The organism is Variovorax sp. RCC_210 (assembly GCF_041355175.1).
GTDB lineage: Bacteria > Pseudomonadota > Gammaproteobacteria > Burkholderiales > Burkholderiaceae_C > Variovorax.
Genome location: NZ_JBFUPJ010000006.1, coordinates 53,256 through 69,962 on the forward strand (window position 1 = coordinate 53,256; position 16,707 = coordinate 69,962).

The following is a 16,707-nucleotide window of genomic DNA, read 5'->3' on the forward strand; positions in this document are numbered from 1 at the left end:
GCCATGCCCCACGTCATTACCGCCGCATGCATCGACGTCAAGGACGGCGCGTGCGTCAAGTGCTGCCCGGTCGACTGCATCTACGAAGGCGAGCGCACTCTGTACATTCACCCGGATGAATGCATCGACTGCGGCGTTTGCGTGTCCGCCTGCCCCACGCAGGCCATCTACGAAGACCTTCGGCTGCCGCCCGAAATGGCACATTTCACCGCCATCAACCGCGACTTCTTCGCGGCGAACGTCAGCGGGCTGGGCTCGCCCGGCGGCGCGGCCGACACGGGGCGCGTGGCCTGCGACCACCCCGGCATTTCCCTGGAGAGCGCGAGGCTGGCCGGATGAAGGCACGTGGATCGGGAGGGCCGGCTGATGCACGCCAGCATTCTCAAATACTTCATCGAGGTGGCGAGCTGCGGCTCGGTGCGCAAGGCCTCCGAGCGGCTGTTCGTGGCGGCCAGCGCGGTCAACCGGCAGATCCACAAGCTGGAAGACGAGCTGGGCGTGGAGCTGTTCGACCGCATGCCCAACGGCCTGCGGCTCAACGCGGCGGGCGAGCGCCTGCTGAAGCACGCGCAGGAAACGCTGCACGAATACCAGGTGATGCGCACCGAACTCGATGCGCTCAAGGGCGAGCGCACCGGCCACGTCAAGGTGGCGGCCATGGACTCGTTCTTCGAAGAGATGCTGCCCTCGGCGGTGGAAGACTTCCTGCAGGTGTTCCCGGCCGTGACGTACACCATCACCGCGGTGCAACCCATGGACGTGGCGCAGATGGTGATGTCGGGCCAGGTCGACGTGGGCATGACCTTCGTGAGCCGGCTGCCGGGCGGCGTGGCGGCGGTGGCGCTGGCCAACCTGCCCATCGGCGTGGTCATGCCGCCGGGCCATCCGCTGGCCAACCATGCGCGCGTGTCGCTCAAGGAATGCGCGCGCTACCCGTTCCTGCGATCGAGCTCGCACCCGGTCATCAGCGCGGCGCTGTCTCCCGAGTTCGCGGCCTTCTGGGACGACATGGAGCCGGCGGCCACCTGCAATTCGACGCCCATGCTCAAGCGGCTGATCATGGCCGGCAAAGGCATCTCGTGCTTCTCGAAGATCGCCTTCATCGAAGACCTGAAGCGCGGCGACCTGATCTGGCGGCCCTTCGAGCTGCCCGCGCTCGACCAGCTGCAGGTCGGCATCGTGGTGCCCTCGCAGCGCGTGCTGCCGCACGTGACGCAGAACTTCGTCGGCCGCATGGCGCGGCGACTGACCCAGCTGGAAATCGCCGCCGCCTCCGTGTGAACGCGGGGGGCGGCCGCGGCAGGTTTCCAGCCTCGCACCCGACCCCGCTTTCAACACAAGGAGACACGACGACATGAACGATCTGAAGAACAAGGCCGTGCTGGTGACCGGCGCGAGCACCGGCATCGGCGCCGCGGTGGCGCGCGCGCTGGGGCAGGCCGGCGCGCAGGTGGCCGTGCACTACCGCGGCAGCGCCGAGGCCGCGCGGCAGGTGGCGCGCGACATCGAGGTCGCGGGCGGCCGCGCGCTGCTGGTGCAGGCCGACGTGACCGATTCCGCCGCCGTCGACCGCATGGTGAAGACCGTGCACGCCGAGTTCGGCCGCATCGACGTGCTGGTGAACAACGCGGGCGGCTTCGTCAGGCGCGCGCCCATCGTGGACGCGGACGACGACTACATCGACGCCGTGTTCCGCCTGAACGCGCGCTCGGTGGTGGCCGTGAGCCGCCGCGTGATCCCGCTGATGGCCGCGGGCGGCGGCGGCGCCATCGTCAACGTGACCACGCAGGCCGCGCGCACCGGCGGCGGGCCGGGCGCGGGGCTGTACGCGGCGTGCAAGGGCTTCGTGTCGACCCTCACGCGCACCATGGCCAAGGAACTGGTGAAGGACAACATCCGCGTGAACGCGGTGGCGCCGGGCGTCATCGAGACGCCCTTCCACGACGGGCATTCCAGCCCCGAGGTGCTGAAGAACTTCGCCAACGCCATTCCCATGGGCCGCCTGGGCACGGCCGATGAATGCGTGGGCGCCTTCCTGTTCCTGGCGAGCGCGGCGGCCAGCGGCTACGTCACGGGCCAGGTCGTCGAGGTGAACGGCGGGCAGGTGATGCCCTGATGGCGGGGCTGCGCGCGCCGCGCTACCGCGGCATCTTTCCGGTGGCGCCCACCACCTTCACCGAAGTGGGCGAGCTCGACCTGGCCAGCCAGAAGCGCTGCATCGACTTCATGATCGATTCGGGCGTGGACGGCATCTGCATCCTGGCGAACTTCTCGGAGCAGTTCCTGCTGGCGGACGACGAGCGCGAGCTGCTCACGCGCACCGTGCTCGAACACGTGGCGGGGCGGGTGCCGGTGATCGTCACGACCACGCATTTTTCGAGCGCCGTGTGCGCGGCGCGCAGCCGGCGCGCGCAGGACATGGGCGCGGCCATGGTCATGGTGATGCCGCCGTACCACGGCGCCACCTTCCGCGTGCCCGAGGTGCAGATCGAGGCCTTCTACGCGCGCGTGTCCGACGCCATCGGCATTCCGGTGATGGTGCAGGACGCGCCGGCCAGCGGCACCGTGCTGCCGGTCGCGCTGCTGGCGCGCATGGCGCGGCAGATCGAGCAGGTGGCGTACTTCAAGATCGAGACGCCCGGCGCGGCGGCCAAGCTGCGCGCGCTCATCGAGGAGGGCGGCGACGCCATCGAAGGGCCGTGGGACGGTGAAGAGGGCATCACCCTGTTCGCCGACCTGGAGGCCGGCGCCACCGGCGCGATGACGGGCGGCGCCTATGCGGACGGGCTGCGGCCCATCGTCGAGTCGCACCGACAGGGCGAGCGCGACGCGGCCTTCGCGCGCTACCAGCGCTGGCTGCCGCTCATCAACCACGAGAACCGGCAGTCGGGCTTTCTCGCGGCCAAGGCGCTGATGAAGGAAGGCGGCGTCATCGCCTGCGAGGCACCGCGCCATCCGTGGCCCGCGATGCATCCGCTGACGCGGCGCGAACTGATCGAGACCGCGCGGCGGCTCGATCCGATGGTGCTGCGCTGGGGACGATGAGCGAGTGAGCGCGTGACGGCATGACCGCGTGACCGTCAGGCGGCCGGCATTCCCGTCGGCGTCAGCGTGCCGTCCGGCCCCCGGTCGAAGCGCCGGTGGTCGCTCGGGTGCGCCGGAGCCCAGCCCGCCGCCAGCGCCGCCTCGATGGTGCCGCGCACCATGTGCGGCGTGACGGGCGCCAGCTGGAACACCTCGCCGCGTCGCTCGGGCGGCGAGGCGAGCAGCTCGCCGAAGTTCAGCCACGGGTCGTCGAAGCGCAGGCGCACCTCCAGCGGAAAGTCTTTTCGCTGGCGCTCGCCGGGCCACACGCGCAGCATCAGGTAGTGGGCGTCGATGCGCCGCACCACCCAGGCATAGCGGCGCGTGCCGATGACGATCTTGCGGGGGTTCATGCCTCAGCTGTGGTCCACATAGCCGCCGAGCTTGCCGCAGTGCAGGCAGCCGAAGACGAACACCGCGATGCCGCGCTTGCGCGAAGGTGTGCGCAGCAGCCACTGCCAATCGGTGTCGCCGCCGAGGCGGGCCGCGTCGCAGGTGTCGCGCACGAAGTCGCTGGCCGCTTCGGACGCCAGCAGCGCGGCGTCCACATGCTCGATCTCGCCGAGGAAGCGGCCCGCGTCGTTGCAGTGCGCCCACCATCGCTCCTGCTGGTAGCTGAAGAAGCCGGGCGTGCGTTGCGAGACCTCGTCGACCACGCTCGCGGGCAGCCCGACCTCGTCGGTGCCCGGCCCGTCGACGCTGCCCACGCCGGCCGCGTCGTTGAACTCACCGTCGAACTTCGCCGCCGCCGAGCCGTCGGCGATGCACCACGGGCAGAAGTGCGATGCGTCGCCCACCGCGTAGAAGCCGCCGTCGTAGATGTAGCCGGTGGCCTGGCCGCAGCACTGGCAGCTTTCGCCCGAGGTGCGCAGCACGCCCGCGGCGAAAGGGTCGGCGTAGTAGCGGAACGTGGGCAGCGCGCGGGCGGGGTCGGGCTGCACGGCCTCGGGCACGCGGGCCTGGGCGATGGCAGCCTGCAGGTCGGCCGCGTAGGGCGCGCACCACTCGCCGGTGTACACGTCGAACAGGAAGACCGCGTCGGCGATCCCGTCGGCCATCGCGCCGGTCGCCTTGCCGGTCGTCTCGCCGCGGAGCACGAGCAGCTGCCGCATCAGCGAGTAGTCGTGCGCGATGCTGACGCCCTGGCGCGGAAAGCGCGCGTCCTTCAGCGCAAGCCGCGTGTAATGCGCGATGTCTTCGGCCGTGCGCTTCATCTGCTTGCGGTCGGTGGCGTCGAACACCGGGTGCAACCGCCACTCGCAGTCGCGCTGGCGCGGGTCGCCGAAGGTGCCGCCGTTGCTGGCGGCGTAGCGGGCCCTGAGCACCGGCGGCAACGCGGCGCCGAGCTTTTCTTCGAGCGCGCGCAAGGCGCTTTCAGGTGCGGGGGGTGGGGGAACGTGCGGGGGCATGGCGATGGACAAGTGGGCGGGAAAGTATCCGCGACCGCGCGACGCGATCAGGCACGCTGGCGACCGAGGCGGTGGAATGGCGGCTCAGGGTTTTCCCCGATCCTTGCGGATGTCGATCCTGCGCGGGCTCGTTCGACGTAACCATAGAGGGTCGTCCTCTGCACCTTTCCCACAGGAGAAACCAACCATGGCTACCCAGACACAGACAAATACCGTGCGCCTGCATCGCGTTCTGCGCGCGCCGCCCGAGCGGCTCTACCGTGCCTTCGTCGAACCCGGCGCGTTCGAGCGCTGGCTGCCGCCCTTCGGTTTCGTCGGCAAGGTGCACAGCATGGAAGCGGTGGTGGGCGGCGCCTGGCGCATGTCTTTCACCAATTTCAGCAGCGGCCACAGCCATTCGTTCGGCGGCAAGTACCTGGAGCTTGTTCCCGGCCAGCGCGTGGTCTACGACGCGAGCTTCGACGACGCCAACCTGCCGGGCACCATGAAGACCACCGTCACCCTGACGGCGGTGTCCTGTGGAACCGAGATTGCCGTGGTGCAGGAAGGCATTCCCGCGATGATTCCCACCGAGATGTGCTACCTGGGCTGGCAGGAATCGCTGGTGGCGCTGGCGCAGCTGGTCGAGCCCGACATTCCGGGTTGAGCGGCTGCTACTGCGGCGGCTGGCCGTTCGACGCCATCACGCCGCCGTCCACGGGAATGTTCGCCCCGTTGACGAATCGCGCGTCGTCGCTCGCCAAAAACGCAACCACGGCCGCGATGTCGGCCGGCTCCGCCACGCGGCCCAGCGGCATGCGCTCCATGAACTTGCCGACCAGGGCCTTGTCCTTGACCATGTCCTCGGTCATGCCCGTGTGCGTGAGCGAAGGGCACACCGAGTTGGCGCGCACCCCTTGCTTGCCGAAGTCGAGCGCGAGCGAGCGCGTGAGGTTCACCACGCCGCCCTTGGCCGCGTTGTAGGCGCACATGGCCCAGTCGGCGCCCAGGCCCGACACCGACGCGGTGTTGACGATGCAGCCGCGCGTCTTCAGCAGTTCGGGCAAGGCCGCGCGGCAGCCATGGAACACGCCGCTCAGGTCGGTGTCGATGGTCTTGCCCCACTCCTGCAGCGGCACCTCGAGCGCGGTGCCTTCGGAGGCGATGCCGGCGTTGTTGACCATGACGTCGAGCGCGCCGAAGCGCGACACCGCCTGCTTCACCAGCGCCTCGACCTCGTCGAAGCGCGTCACGTCGCAACGCTGCGCGAGCGTGCGCTCGCCCGGGAGTTCGGCGGCCACGGCGGCCAGCTTCTTCTCGTCGATGTCGCACAGCACCACGTTCGCGCCTTCCTGTGAAAAGCGCTGCGCCACGCCCTTGCCGATGCCCGAGGCCGAGCCCGTGACGATGACGGTCTTGCCCTTGAAACGTTCCATGTTCGCTGCTCCTTGAAAAGAACGCCGAGCGTCCGGCGCGCTGCGCGGGCAGGCCGTAGGACAGGGCTGAACAAGGGCGTGCGTCGGCACGGCAAGCACCACGTTTGTGCGTGGCCGGGGCCGTGCGTGCCGGCCTCCTTGGCCGGCCGCACTTAGCAGCCGCGCTTGCCAGCGCAGTGCCCTACCCGGTGAAGAAAAATGCTGACGCCGCCGCGCATTCGGGCGTGCTAAGACAAAGGTCCCAGGGAAGTCGATCGCATCGCCACGCAGCGCTGTGACAACTGTTTACCCCTCACCTCAACCCTCAACCCCACGAGGAAGCACATGTCCATCACCATCAACGGAGCGCCGGTCGAGCTGCCGGACGATCCGCGGGTTTCGTTGCTCGATCTCCTGCGGGAGCATCTGCATCTGTTCGGCGCCAAGAAGGGCTGCAACCAGGGCGCGTGCGGCGCGTGCACCGTGCTGGTCGACGGCGAGCGCGTGCTGTCGTGCCTGTCGCTGGCCGTGCAGTGCCAGGGCCGCTCGGTCACCACCGTCGAAGGGCTCGCCCCGCAAGGCGAGCTGCATCCGCTGCAGAAGGCCTTCGTCGAGCACGACGGCTTCCAGTGCGGCTACTGCACGCCGGGGCAGATCTGTTCGGCCGTGGGCATGGCGCGCGAGCTGCGACAGGGCGTGCCCAGCCATGTCACGGGCGACCTCTGTACGCCGACCATCGCGCTCACGCACGACGAGCTGCGTGAACGCATGAGCGGCAACCTGTGCCGCTGCGGTGCCTACAACGGCATCGTCGCGGCCATCGCCGAAACCTTCGAGGGGGCACCCACATGAACCCCTTCACCTACGTGCGCGCGCAGGACGCGGGCGATGCCCTGCAGCGCGGCGGCCAGCCGGGGGCCAAGTACCTCGGCGGCGGCACCAACCTGGTCGACCTGATGCGCGAGACCATCGAGCACCCGGTCTCGCTGGTCGATGTGACGGGCCTGTCGTGCGAAATCGACGAGCGCGACGACGGCAGCCTGCTGATCGGCTCCGCGACCCGCAACACCGCGCTCGCCTCGCACACCGCGGTGCGCGCGCGCTACCCGGTGCTGGCCCGCGCCATCACCGCCGGCGCGTCGGCGCAGATACGCAACATGGCGACCGTCGGCGGCAACATGCTGCAACGAACGCGTTGCGCGTATTTCTACGACGACGAGGGCTCGCGCTGCAACAAGCGCAGCCCGGGCCAGGGGTGCGACGCGGTCGACGGCTTCAACCGCTATCACGCCATCCTGGGTGCTTCCGCAAGCTGCGTGGCCACGCACCCCTCCGACATGTGCGTGGCGCTGGCGGCGCTGGGCGCCGTGGTGCACCTGCGCAACGCGCGCGGCGAACGCACGCTGGCGTTCACCGACCTGCATCGCCTGCCCGAAGACCATCCGGAAGCGGAGACGCTGCTGGAGCCCGGCGAACTCATCACCGCCGTCGAGCTGCCGGCGCTGCCATTCGCGGCGCGCTCGACCTACCGCAAGGTGCGCGACCGCTCGAGCTACGCCTTCGCGCTGGTGTCCGTGGCGGCCGCGCTGGAGCTCGACGGCGACACCGTGAAAGACGTGCGCATCGCCCTCGGCGGCGTGGCGCACAAGCCCTGGCGCGCATGGAAGGCCGAAGACGCGCTGCGCGGCAAGCCGGCCAGCGCGGAGGCCTTCCGCGCCGCGGCGCAGGCCGAACTGGCGGCCGCGCAGCCGCTGCGAGACAACGCATTCAAGGTGGAACTGGCCGCACGCGCGATCACCGCCGTGCTCGGCGAACTGAAGGAGATGCAAGCATGAGCGTCATTCAAGAGGCCGTCCAGGCGGTCATGAAAAAAGCCATTGCCCTCGCGCCCGACGCGTGGATGCCCGGCGGAAAACCCGACCCGCTGATCGCGCGCAACACCGGCCTGATCGGCGCGCCGGTCTCGCGCCTCGACGGCCCGCTGAAGGTGCAGGGCCAGGCGCGTTTCGCGGCCGAGTTCCCGATGGAAGGCATGGTCTACGCCGCGCTCGTCTACAGCACGGTGCCGCGCGGGCGCATCGCCAGCATGGACACCAGCGCGGCACAGGCGGCGCCCGGCGTGGTGCTGGTGATGACGCACGAGAACGCACCGCGCATGAAGCCCATGCCGCTCTTCATGTCCAAGGACAAGGCCGCCGGCGGCGACGACCTGCCGGTGCTGCAGGACGACCAGGTGCACTGGAACGGCCAGCCGGTCGCGGTGGTGCTGGCGCACACGCAGGAGCAGGCCGACCATGCGAAGTCGCTGGTGCGCGTTGTGTACGACAGCGCGCCGGCCACCACTTCCGTTGCCGCGGCCAGGGCCAAGGGCACGCAGCCCGGCACCTTCCAGGGCGAGCCGCTCAAGCTGGAGATCGGCGATGCCGAAGCGGCGCTGGCCGCCGCACCGCACCGGGTCGACGTGACCTACACCACGCCGCGCCACAACCACAACGCCATCGAGCTGCATGCGGCCACGCTGGCGTGGAACGGGGACGAGCTGATGATCCACGACGCCTCGCAGGCCGTGGCGCACATGGCGTGGTCGATGGCCGACATCTTCGGGCTCGACGAGAAGCAGGTGCACGTCACCTCGCCCTACGTGGGCGGCGGCTTCGGCGGCAAGACGCTGTGGCGCCACCACGTGCTGGCCGCGGCGGCCTCGAAGCTCGCGGGCCGGCCGGTGCGCATCATGCTCACGCGCGAAGGCGTGTACCGCGTGGTGGGCGGGCGAACCAGCACCGAGCAGCGCGTGGCCCTCGGCGCGCAGGCCGACGGCGGCTTCGACGCGCTCATCCACACCGGCATGGTGACCATGACCGAGCACAACAACATGCCCGAGCCCTTCATCCTGCCGGCGCGCTCGGCCTACGCGGCGGGCAGCTTCAAGCTCGACGTGGAGGTGGCAACGCTCGACATGCTGGCCAACACCTTCATGCGCGCGCCCGGCGAATCGGTCGGCACCTTCGGGCTCGAAAGCGCCATCGACGAGCTGGCCCACGCCATGCAGATGGACCCGATCGCGCTGCGCCTGCGCAACGAGCCCGAGAAGGACCCGACCACGGGCGCGCCCTTCTCGTCACGCAACGTCGTGGAGGCCTACCGCGCCGGCGCGGAGCGTTTCGGCTGGAGCCGGCGCAGCGCCACGCCCGGCACGCGGCGCGAAGGGGAGTGGTGGGTCGGCATGGGTTGCGCCACCGCCACGTACCCCTACTACCGCATGCCGGGCGGCGCGGCGCGCATCACGCTCGACAGCAACGGCCACGCCATGGTCGAGATCGCCGCGCATGAAATGGGCATGGGCACCGCCACCGCGCAGACCCAGGTCACGGCCGAGCGGCTCGGGCTGCCCATGGAGAAGGTGAAGTTCTGCCATGGCGATTCGCGCTTTCCGGGCGTGGTGCTCGCGGGCGGCTCGCAGCAGTCGGCGGCCATCGGCAGCGCGGTGATGGCCGCGCAGCACGAACTCTTCGCGCAACTGCTGAAGCTGTGCGACAAGGGCTCGCCCCTGCACGGCCTGAAGCCCGACGAGGTGGTCGGGCGCGACGGCGGCCTCGGCAAGCTCGACGAGCCGGAGCGTTTCGAGAGCTATGCGGCCATCCTCTCGCAGGCCGGGCGCGCGCAGCTGGTCGGCGAGGCCAGCGCCCCGCCGCCGCTGGAGGTGCAGCACTGGTCGATGCATTCGCACGGCGCCATGTTCTGCGAGGTGCGGGTGAACGCGGTCACGGGCGAGGTGCGGGTCAGCCGCTTCCTGGGCTCGTTCGACTGCGGGCGCATCCTGAACGCCAAGACAGCGTCCAGCCAGTTTCGCGGCGGCATCGTCATGGGGCTGGGCCTGGCGCTGATGGAGGAAACGGCGTTCGACGAGCGCAACGGCCGCATCATGAACGCCAACCTCAGCGACTACCACGTGCCGGTGCACATGGACGTGCCCGAGATCGACGTGATGTGGACCGACATTCCCGACCCGCATTCGCCGATGGGCGCGCGCGGCGTGGGCGAGATCGGCATCACCGGCGTGGGCGCGGCGGTGGCGAATGCGGTGTTCAACGCCTGCGGGAAGCGCGTTCGCTCGCTGCCGATTACGTTGGACAAGTTGATGTAGCAGCCGCCCGCGCGGCAGGCGCCAGCAACTGCCCGCGGCCGCGCCTCTTTCGCACCCGCAAGGCCTCGGCGCCTTGGGTGCTCTGTGCCTTGTGTGCCCTACGTGCTTCCTGCAACTTCCTCAGCCGGCTCGCGCGGCACTTTGTAGAGGAAGAAGGGCGGCACATCGGGCCGGCTGCGCTGCAGCAGCGGCTTGGCCACGTTGTATACCGGCACGCCATTGATGGTGCGCCCCTGCAGCGTGCCGCGGTGCGCATGGCCGTGGAACACCGCATCGATGGGGTAGCGCAGCAGCGGCTCCTCGAGCCGGCTGCTGCCCAGGAACGGAAAGATCTCCGCCGGCTCGCCCTGCACCGTTCCCACGATGGGCGAGTAATGCAGCACGGCGATGCGACGGCGCGTGCGCAGCTTGGCCAGGGCCGATTCGAGCTTCATCGCCTCGTTGAGCGCCTCCTGCACGAAGAGCTTGATCGCCGGTTCGCCCCACGCCCCCAGCGAGCCGCGCCCGAAGCCGCCGCCGAAACCCTTGACGCCGGCAATGCCCACGCCGTCGATCTCGCAGGCCGAGCCGTCGAGCATGCGAACGCCCGCCTGCGCGAGCGCCTCCACCACCACCTCGGGCGTGCCCGACTCGAAATCGTGGTTGCCCAGCACCGCGACGATGGGAACGGACACGGAGCCCAGTTCCTCGGCCAGCACCCTGGCCTCTTCGGCGGTGCCGTAGTCGGTCAGGTCGCCGCACAGCAGCAGGGCGTCGGCTTCGTCGGAGGCCTGGGCGAAGAAGCTGCGCAAGGTGCCTGCGGAGTCCTTGTGCACATGGATGTCGCCGACCGCGGCGAACCGCACGTGGGAGGAGGATTTGGGGTTGGACATGGGCGTTTCGCGTTCGATCGTTTGTCTTCAGCCTGCGCCCGCGCGCGGCCTGCGCTCATCGGCACCCTCCCGCAACGGCTGTAGGCGCCCGCCGACGTTCGATGAGGCCGTTTGCTTTGCGCCGCGGTGCGCCGCGCGCAAGTAGCTTCGCTTTCCATGAGCCCCGTCACCGCCCTTGCGCCGTCGCTGGAAAAGGAGATCGAGCCCGGCGTGGCCGACTTCTACCGGCAGACGCTGCGCGCGCTGAACGGCGCGGGCATCCGGTTCCTGGTGGGGGGCGCCTTTGCCCAGGCTTGCTACACCGGCATCCGCCGTTCGACCAAGGACCTGGATCTGTTCATTTGCCGCGACGACTGCGAGCGCATCGCGCAACTGATGGCGCCGCTGGGCTGCCGCACCGAGACGACCTTTCCGCACTGGCTCGCCAAGATTTACCAGGGGCCGGAGCAGGGGCCGGAGTTCATCGACCTGATCTTCAATTCGGGCAACGGCCTGATGCCGGTGGACGACCGCTGGTTTCGCGACAACTGCACGGCCGAGATCCTCGGCGTGCCGGTGCGGGTGGCCAACATCGAGGACTGCCTGCTGTCGAAGGCCTTCATCATGGAGCGCGAGCGCTACGACGGCGGAGACATCGCGCACCTGCTGCAGGTCAACGCGCAGCGGCTGGACTGGCACAGCCTGCTGGAGCGCTTCGGCGGGCACTGGCGCGTGCTGCTCGCGCACCTGGCGCTGTTCGGCTACATCTACCCCGGCGAGCGCGACCACGTGCCCGCCTGGGTGATGCTGGAGCTGACCGAGCGGCTGGCACGCGAGACCCAGGCGCCCGGCGGGCCTGACGCGCATGTGTGCGCCGGCACCCTGCTGTCGCGCGAGCAGTACCTGCACGACGTCGAACGGCTGGGCTATGTCGACGGGCGCCTCACACCCGTCAGCACCATGACGGCCGAAGACGTGGCGGTGTGGACCGAGGCCATCGCGGCACGGCAGCCGCACGCCGGGACGAAGAAGCCTGACGAGCCGGGCGGTTGAAGACGCCCGTGCAGGTCCGGCGCTTCCGGTTTCGACAACGGGGGTTTCACCCGAGGGGGAGCGTCTAGGTACCCCTTAACGTGGCCTTCGAGATGCCGCGCTTTCGCTTGCGGCATGCCCGCAATTTTTTCGAGCGCCGTGTTCGTAACCGTTGCTCTATTCGGCACGGCATCTCACCCTTCATGCCCGCGTGCGAAGATGCCTTCATGCGCATTGTCTTTCGCTGATTTCCGGAGGCCGCCCGCGCCTTGATGCGTGCGGGTGCTTCCGGCTTCATCGCCTCCTCTCATTCAGGTCTGTTCGCTTGCCTCGTGCAAGCGGCACGTGTCGGTACGCCTGTACGCCTGTACGCCCGTGCGCCTGATTGCCTGGAGGCAAGCGACCGAATCGCGTGGAGCGCTGAAGCGTTGAAACGCGCGCTCCGTACACGAAAGACTTTTCTCATGACTTCCATTGATTCCACTTCCACCGGCGGCGCGTTGTTGGTCAGCGGCGGCTCCGGCGCGCTCGCGCGCCAGGTGATCGAGCTGCTGTTGCGCCACCGGCCCCGCGTGCCCCTCATTGCAAGCACCCGCCAACCCCGCCAGCTGGACGACCTGGCGGCGCGCGGCGTGTCGGTGCGCTTCGCCGACTTCGACCAGCCCGGCTCGCTCGACGCCGCCTTCGCGGGCGCGACGCGCATGCTGCTGGTGAGCACCAACACACCCGATGCACCGCCACGCCGTGTCACGCAGCACGGCAATGCCATCGAGGCGGCCAGGCGCTGCGGTGTGCAGCACGTGGTGTACACGTCGTTCGCCACGGCCGGCGTGGCCAAGCCCGGGCCTGTGGCCGCCGACCACGCCGCCACCGAGCAGGTGCTGCGCGAAGGGCAGGCGGGCTTCAGCATCCTGCGCAACGCTTTCTATGCCGAGCTTTTGCTCGCGACCCTGCCGCTGGCTCGCCGAAGCGGCCGGCTGCCGTGCGCGCCGGGCCGTGGGCGCATGACCCTGGTCGCGCGCGCCGACTGCGCCGCAGCCGCGGCGGCGGCGCTGGTGGACGGCTTCGACGGACGCCGCGTGCTGTCCGTGGCGGGCGAAGAAGCGCTGGACGCCCATGCGCTGGCGTCGATGGCATCGGAGGTGCTTGGCACGCCCATCGAGGCCGTCGAAACGATGCCCGACCAGCTCGAGGCGGCATGGCTCGCATGCGGTGCCTCGCCAGGCATGGCCCGCGTTTTCGCCGGCATGGACCGCAGCACGGCAAGCGGCGACATGGAGATACCGGGCAGCGACCTGCGCGAGCTGTTGCGGGCGCTGCCTGGACGGGCGCCGACCGGCATGCGGGCGTTTCTGCAGGCGCACCGGGCGGTGATCCTCGGGGCATAGCGACGCGGCAGCCCGGCGGAGCCGTTCTGCGCGGCGTGGCGTGAAGAACGGACCGGAAACGATGCGGCGCTGAACGCAAGCGTCGCTTCTATGAAGCGAAGTACCCGGACGAACGGTGCATCGCGAACGCCTGCGCGATGTGCTCCGCGACGAGTTCGAGCGCTTCCCTGGCCAGGTCCGCGGGCAGGTTGTGCGTCATGCCGTGGTCGCTGTTCTCGAAGCCGCGGTGGCGCACGTCGACGCCGCTGCGCGCGAGCGACGCGGCAAAGCGCTTCGCTTCAGCGGCCACCGAGTCCAGGGCGCCCGTCAGCACGAGGGTCATCGGGAAAGCCGCGAGGTCGGTATCGAGTTCGGGCGATGCCAACGGCTCGTGGCGGCGCATGGCCTGTGCAAAGTAGCTGTCGTACATGAGCTTGATGAGCCAGGGCGCGACCGCGGGACCGGGCCGGCCCGCCCATCTCGCTTCCGGCACCGTCTCCAAGCGCGATCCGGGAGGCAGCGTCATGTTCAACGCGGGATAGCAGGCGACGAGGCCGAGCGGCATTCGTCCGCCATCGTCGCGGATCTGCTGGCAGACGTTGACCGCGAGCTTGGCGCCCGCGCTGAATCCTCCGACGACGATCTCTTCGGTGTTCCATCCCCGCGAGCGGCCGTGCTGCTGCACCCACGCGAGCACGTCCGCGGCCTGCTGCTCGGCAACGGGGTATTGCACAGCCGGTGCGGTGGCGTAGTCCACATTGATCACCACGGCCCCCGTGGTCGCTGCAATGAAGCGGCACGCGTGCGCGTCCTGCCGTGGCTCGCGAACGATGAAGGCGCCGCCGTGGAAGTTCACATAGACGGGTGGCGGTGGCGCGCCCGGCCCGGTTTCGGGGGCGCGGTACACGTCGCAACGCACCGGGCCATGGCGCGTCGTCACGGTCATCCGGCTGGGCGCGATGTCGCCGCCCCGAAACGTCAGCTGCCGGGGCGTCCGAGGAAACAGCCAGAAGGCTGCACGAAGGGCGTATGCGCCCCACCTTGCGGACAACTTCATGCGGGCCGGTGCCAGCGCTGGCGCTCGGGCTGTTCCTGGGTGCCCGTCGGCCGGGCGGCCTGCGGCCACTGAGGGTGACGGCCGGTCGTGCATCAGATTTGCCCCAGCCCGCCGTCGATGGCAATTTCTCCCGCGGTCAGGTAGCTGGCGTCGGAAGACGCCAGGAACAGCACGGCCTTGGCAACCTCGTCCGCCTGCCCCCAGCGGCCCATGGGCACCTGCGCTTCGACCCAGGCGCGCACCTCCGGGTCCGCCGTCGCGGCGGCGGTCAGTGGCGTCTCGATGGCGCCAGGGCTCACCACGTTGACGCGCACCTGCTTGGCCAACACGCGCTCATCGGCGGCAAGCGTCCGCGCAAGGCTGCGCACCGCGGCCTTCGATGCCGCATACAGCACGTCGCCCGGTCGCCCGCGCTGTTGCACCACCGAGCTGGTGAACACCGCGTTCGCGCCCTCGGACATCAATGCGAAGGCTTCGGTGAACGCGTAGAACACTCCCTTCACGTTGGTGTGCATCACCTCGTCGAAGAAGGCTTCGCCGGTCTCGAAGATGTCGGGGCATTCCGAGATTCCCGCATTGGCGAAAAGAACGTCGATGGGGCCGAGCGCATCGTGAACCGTGTTCATGAGCGCCCGGAGGTCGGCCGCGCGGCCGACGTCTGTCCGCACCGCGAGAACGTTGCCGCCCAAGGCTTCGCGCGCCGACTGCAGAGTCTCTTCACTGCGCCCCGCGATCGCGATGCGCGCGCCGTGCGCGATGAACAGGCGGGCGGTTGCAAGGCCGACGCCGCTGCTGCCACCGGTGATGACGACCACCTTGCCGTCGAGCTTTCGATCCAACATTTCTTCGACTCCTTTGTCGCTCGGCGCAGGTGAGCGTGCTGTGGATTGCAGTCAAGTCAACGACTGATGACATGAAGTTTGACTGTTGCGGGATTCAATGTCAACAAGCGATGACATAATCTCTGAATGCCCGAAAAAATGGACCAGGAAGACATGACCGAAGCCGTGCCCAAGTCGACGGAAGCCGTTGCGTCGCGCAACGCGACCGAAACCCGTGGCCGCATCCTCGAGGCGGCGCGCGCCTGCTTCTCGCGCCGCAGCTACGAAAACGTCGGTGTTCGCGAAATAGGCCGCGCCGCGGGCGTCGACGCGGCGCTTGTCAACCGCTATTTCGGCAACAAGGAAATGCTGTTCGCCGAGGTGGTGCAGGGCGCATTCCGTGTCGAAGAGCACCTTCCGGAGTCGCTCGACACACTGGGCGAGTTCCTGGTGAAAGGCGTGATGGCGGAGGGCCGCGCGGACGACGAGGGTTCGACCGACGACGGTTTCAATGCCCTGCGGCTCTTGATCCTGGCAGCGGCGAGCCCTGAAACCGCAGCGACGGTCAGCGCGCAGTTTCACGCGGAGTTTGTTGCGCCGCTGGCAAAAAAGCTCCGGGGGCGGAATGCGGAGCTTCGCGCGGCGCTGATCGGGTCGTATGTGATCGGGCTGGCAACCATGCGTCACCTGCTCGACTCGCCCACGCTGGCCGACGCCTCGCAGCGAAAGCTCGCCGCGCTCGCCGGCGAGGCCATCCAGGCGTGCGTACAGGCACGGGCATGAGGGGTGGCCTTGCCCTGCCAGTGGTCCGATTGATGGGACAGGCGAACAAACCTGTCCCATAGACAGCCTTGGCCCGGATGGCTAGATTTGCTATCGAATCCCGGATGTATACACGCGCCGGAGCGCTGTTCGCGAGTGCACGCCGAACACACGACGGGCACAAGCCGAGCACAAGCCGATCAGGAGAGACCATGATTGAAACCACGTACCGAGTCGAAGTCGCCGTCCCCAGCCAGTTGGTCGAGCACTACGGGCGTGACACCGATTTCGTGTTCGCCTTCACGCAAGCCACGCGCGGCCACAGCGCGGCGGGGCGCGGCCGATCGGAGCAACAAGGTCTTGTCGAGTGGGCGGAGTTCAGCGACAGGTTGGCGGCGGAGATTTGCGAGCGCCAACTTCTGGAGACGGTCGCCAAGTTCCAGGCGCGGCTGTCGAATGGCCCTTCCATTTCTCGCTGGCAGCGCGCCGGTGCGCCCGCGCACGGGGTGCATGAAGAAAGCGCGATGGGCTGAGCGCAGGCACCGGCCTGGAGCGCAACAGATGGAAGAACAGTTCGACTACCGCGGTCACCGCATCCTGGTCAGCGCGTTCAACAACGGCGACAGGTTCGGGTGGGAATTCCGCATCGACGGCGGAAAGCTGGTTTCGCTCCGCGCCTCGCCCGCGATGGACGAGCCTTCCGCACGCGCCGAGGCGCAGGCCGCGGCAAGAAGCGTGGTGGACCTGCGGGATGGCTCCACCAGCCTCGCCCCGCAATAGCCGCGC

The 16,707-nt window shown here is 69.0% G+C and carries 19 protein-coding genes; 13 read left to right on the forward strand and 6 right to left on the reverse strand.

All coding sequences use genetic code 11. The features are described 5' to 3' along the window. Positions 1-3: 3 nt before the first annotated feature. The 4 genes from fdxA to AB6807_RS18610 all read left to right on the forward strand — a co-directional run bounded on the left by fdxA (position 4) and on the right by AB6807_RS18610 (position 3,045). Positions 4-339, forward strand: coding sequence for a ferredoxin (gene fdxA, locus AB6807_RS18595; RefSeq protein ID WP_116909874.1), 336 nt, complete (start codon positions 4-6; stop codon positions 337-339). Between the two features lie 27 nt (positions 340-366). Then, complete coding sequence (locus tag AB6807_RS18600; protein ID WP_286514404.1) at positions 367-1,281, forward strand: LysR family transcriptional regulator; 915 nt, start codon at positions 367-369, stop codon at positions 1,279-1,281. A gap of 73 nt (positions 1,282-1,354) precedes the next feature. Beyond that, entirely contained in the window at positions 1,355-2,116 is a 762-nt protein-coding gene (locus tag AB6807_RS18605; RefSeq protein WP_371085695.1) for an SDR family NAD(P)-dependent oxidoreductase, read from the forward strand. Beyond that, positions 2,116-3,045 (forward strand): dihydrodipicolinate synthase family protein, encoded by a 930-nt coding sequence (locus AB6807_RS18610; protein WP_371085696.1) that lies wholly within the window; start codon positions 2,116-2,118, stop codon positions 3,043-3,045. The genes AB6807_RS18605 and AB6807_RS18610 overlap by 1 nt, the downstream gene beginning before the upstream one ends. 35 nt (positions 3,046-3,080) lie before the next feature. On the opposite strand, the gene AB6807_RS18615 is transcribed toward AB6807_RS18610, so the two are convergent. Both AB6807_RS18615 and AB6807_RS18620 read right to left on the reverse strand, forming a co-directional pair. Continuing rightward, positions 3,081-3,437, reverse strand: a complete 357-nt coding sequence (locus AB6807_RS18615) for a hypothetical protein (protein WP_371085697.1) — start codon at positions 3,435-3,437, stop codon at positions 3,081-3,083. Positions 3,438-3,440: 3 nt separating this feature from the next. Then, a complete protein-coding gene (locus AB6807_RS18620) occupies positions 3,441-4,493 on the reverse strand; it encodes a CbrC family protein (RefSeq protein ID WP_371085698.1) in 1,053 nt (350 codons plus the stop codon). Between the two features lie 187 nt (positions 4,494-4,680). Between AB6807_RS18620 and AB6807_RS18625 the strand changes: the two genes are divergently transcribed. After that, a complete protein-coding gene (locus tag AB6807_RS18625; protein ID WP_286514416.1) occupies positions 4,681-5,139 on the forward strand; it encodes an SRPBCC family protein in 459 nt (152 codons plus the stop codon). A gap of 7 nt (positions 5,140-5,146) precedes the next feature. On the opposite strand, the gene AB6807_RS18630 is transcribed toward AB6807_RS18625, so the two are convergent. Further along, the gene (locus tag AB6807_RS18630; RefSeq protein WP_371085699.1) at positions 5,147-5,908 is read right to left on the reverse strand and encodes an SDR family NAD(P)-dependent oxidoreductase; all 762 of its coding nucleotides are present in this window, start codon (positions 5,906-5,908) and stop codon (positions 5,147-5,149) included. Between the two features lie 324 nt (positions 5,909-6,232). Here AB6807_RS18630 and AB6807_RS18635 point away from each other — a divergent pair, with 324 nt between their 5' ends. The 3 genes from AB6807_RS18635 to AB6807_RS18645 are packed head-to-tail and all read left to right on the forward strand — an operon-like array spanning position 6,233 to position 10,031. After that, the gene (locus AB6807_RS18635; protein ID WP_371085700.1) at positions 6,233-6,739 is read left to right on the forward strand and encodes a 2Fe-2S iron-sulfur cluster-binding protein; all 507 of its coding nucleotides are present in this window, start codon (positions 6,233-6,235) and stop codon (positions 6,737-6,739) included. Then, positions 6,736-7,722: a xanthine dehydrogenase family protein subunit M gene (locus tag AB6807_RS18640; RefSeq protein WP_371085701.1), complete on the forward strand. Its 987-nt coding sequence runs from the start codon at positions 6,736-6,738 to the stop codon at positions 7,720-7,722. The genes AB6807_RS18635 and AB6807_RS18640 overlap by 4 nt, the downstream gene beginning before the upstream one ends. Continuing rightward, complete coding sequence (locus AB6807_RS18645) at positions 7,719-10,031, forward strand: xanthine dehydrogenase family protein molybdopterin-binding subunit (RefSeq protein WP_371085702.1); 2,313 nt, start codon at positions 7,719-7,721, stop codon at positions 10,029-10,031. The genes AB6807_RS18640 and AB6807_RS18645 overlap by 4 nt, the downstream gene beginning before the upstream one ends. Before the next feature lie 98 nt (positions 10,032-10,129). On the opposite strand, the gene AB6807_RS18650 is transcribed toward AB6807_RS18645, so the two are convergent. After that, positions 10,130-10,903, reverse strand: a complete 774-nt coding sequence (locus AB6807_RS18650; protein WP_371085703.1) for a metallophosphoesterase — start codon at positions 10,901-10,903, stop codon at positions 10,130-10,132. A gap of 156 nt (positions 10,904-11,059) precedes the next feature. Between AB6807_RS18650 and AB6807_RS18655 the strand changes: the two genes are divergently transcribed. Continuing rightward, positions 11,060-11,935, forward strand: a complete 876-nt coding sequence (locus AB6807_RS18655; RefSeq protein ID WP_371085704.1) for a hypothetical protein — start codon at positions 11,060-11,062, stop codon at positions 11,933-11,935. Between the two features lie 443 nt (positions 11,936-12,378). Next, positions 12,379-13,302 carry an NAD(P)H-binding protein gene (locus AB6807_RS18660; protein ID WP_371085705.1) on the forward strand — a complete coding sequence of 308 codons (924 nt, stop codon included), beginning with the start codon at positions 12,379-12,381 and terminating at the stop codon, positions 13,300-13,302. Positions 13,303-13,390: 88 nt separating this feature from the next. Here the strand turns inward: AB6807_RS18660 and AB6807_RS18665 are convergent, their stop codons facing one another. Together AB6807_RS18665 and AB6807_RS18670 are read right to left on the reverse strand one after the other, a co-directional pair. Further along, the gene (locus tag AB6807_RS18665) at positions 13,391-14,227 is read right to left on the reverse strand and encodes an alpha/beta hydrolase (RefSeq protein ID WP_371085706.1); all 837 of its coding nucleotides are present in this window, start codon (positions 14,225-14,227) and stop codon (positions 13,391-13,393) included. A 203-nt stretch (positions 14,228-14,430) separates the two neighbouring features. Then, positions 14,431-15,153: an SDR family NAD(P)-dependent oxidoreductase gene (locus AB6807_RS18670; RefSeq protein WP_371085707.1), complete on the reverse strand. Its 723-nt coding sequence runs from the start codon at positions 15,151-15,153 to the stop codon at positions 14,431-14,433. Positions 15,154-15,333: 180 nt separating this feature from the next. Here AB6807_RS18670 and AB6807_RS18675 point away from each other — a divergent pair, with 180 nt between their 5' ends. From AB6807_RS18675 to AB6807_RS18685, 3 genes are all read left to right on the forward strand, one after another. Further along, entirely contained in the window at positions 15,334-15,942 is a 609-nt protein-coding gene (locus AB6807_RS18675) for a TetR family transcriptional regulator (protein ID WP_371085708.1), read from the forward strand. Positions 15,943-16,133: 191 nt separating this feature from the next. After that, positions 16,134-16,454 (forward strand): hypothetical protein, encoded by a 321-nt coding sequence (locus tag AB6807_RS18680; protein ID WP_371085709.1) that lies wholly within the window; start codon positions 16,134-16,136, stop codon positions 16,452-16,454. Between the two features lie 28 nt (positions 16,455-16,482). Continuing rightward, entirely contained in the window at positions 16,483-16,701 is a 219-nt protein-coding gene (locus AB6807_RS18685; RefSeq protein ID WP_371085710.1) for a hypothetical protein, read from the forward strand. Positions 16,702-16,707 lie beyond the last annotated feature (6 nt).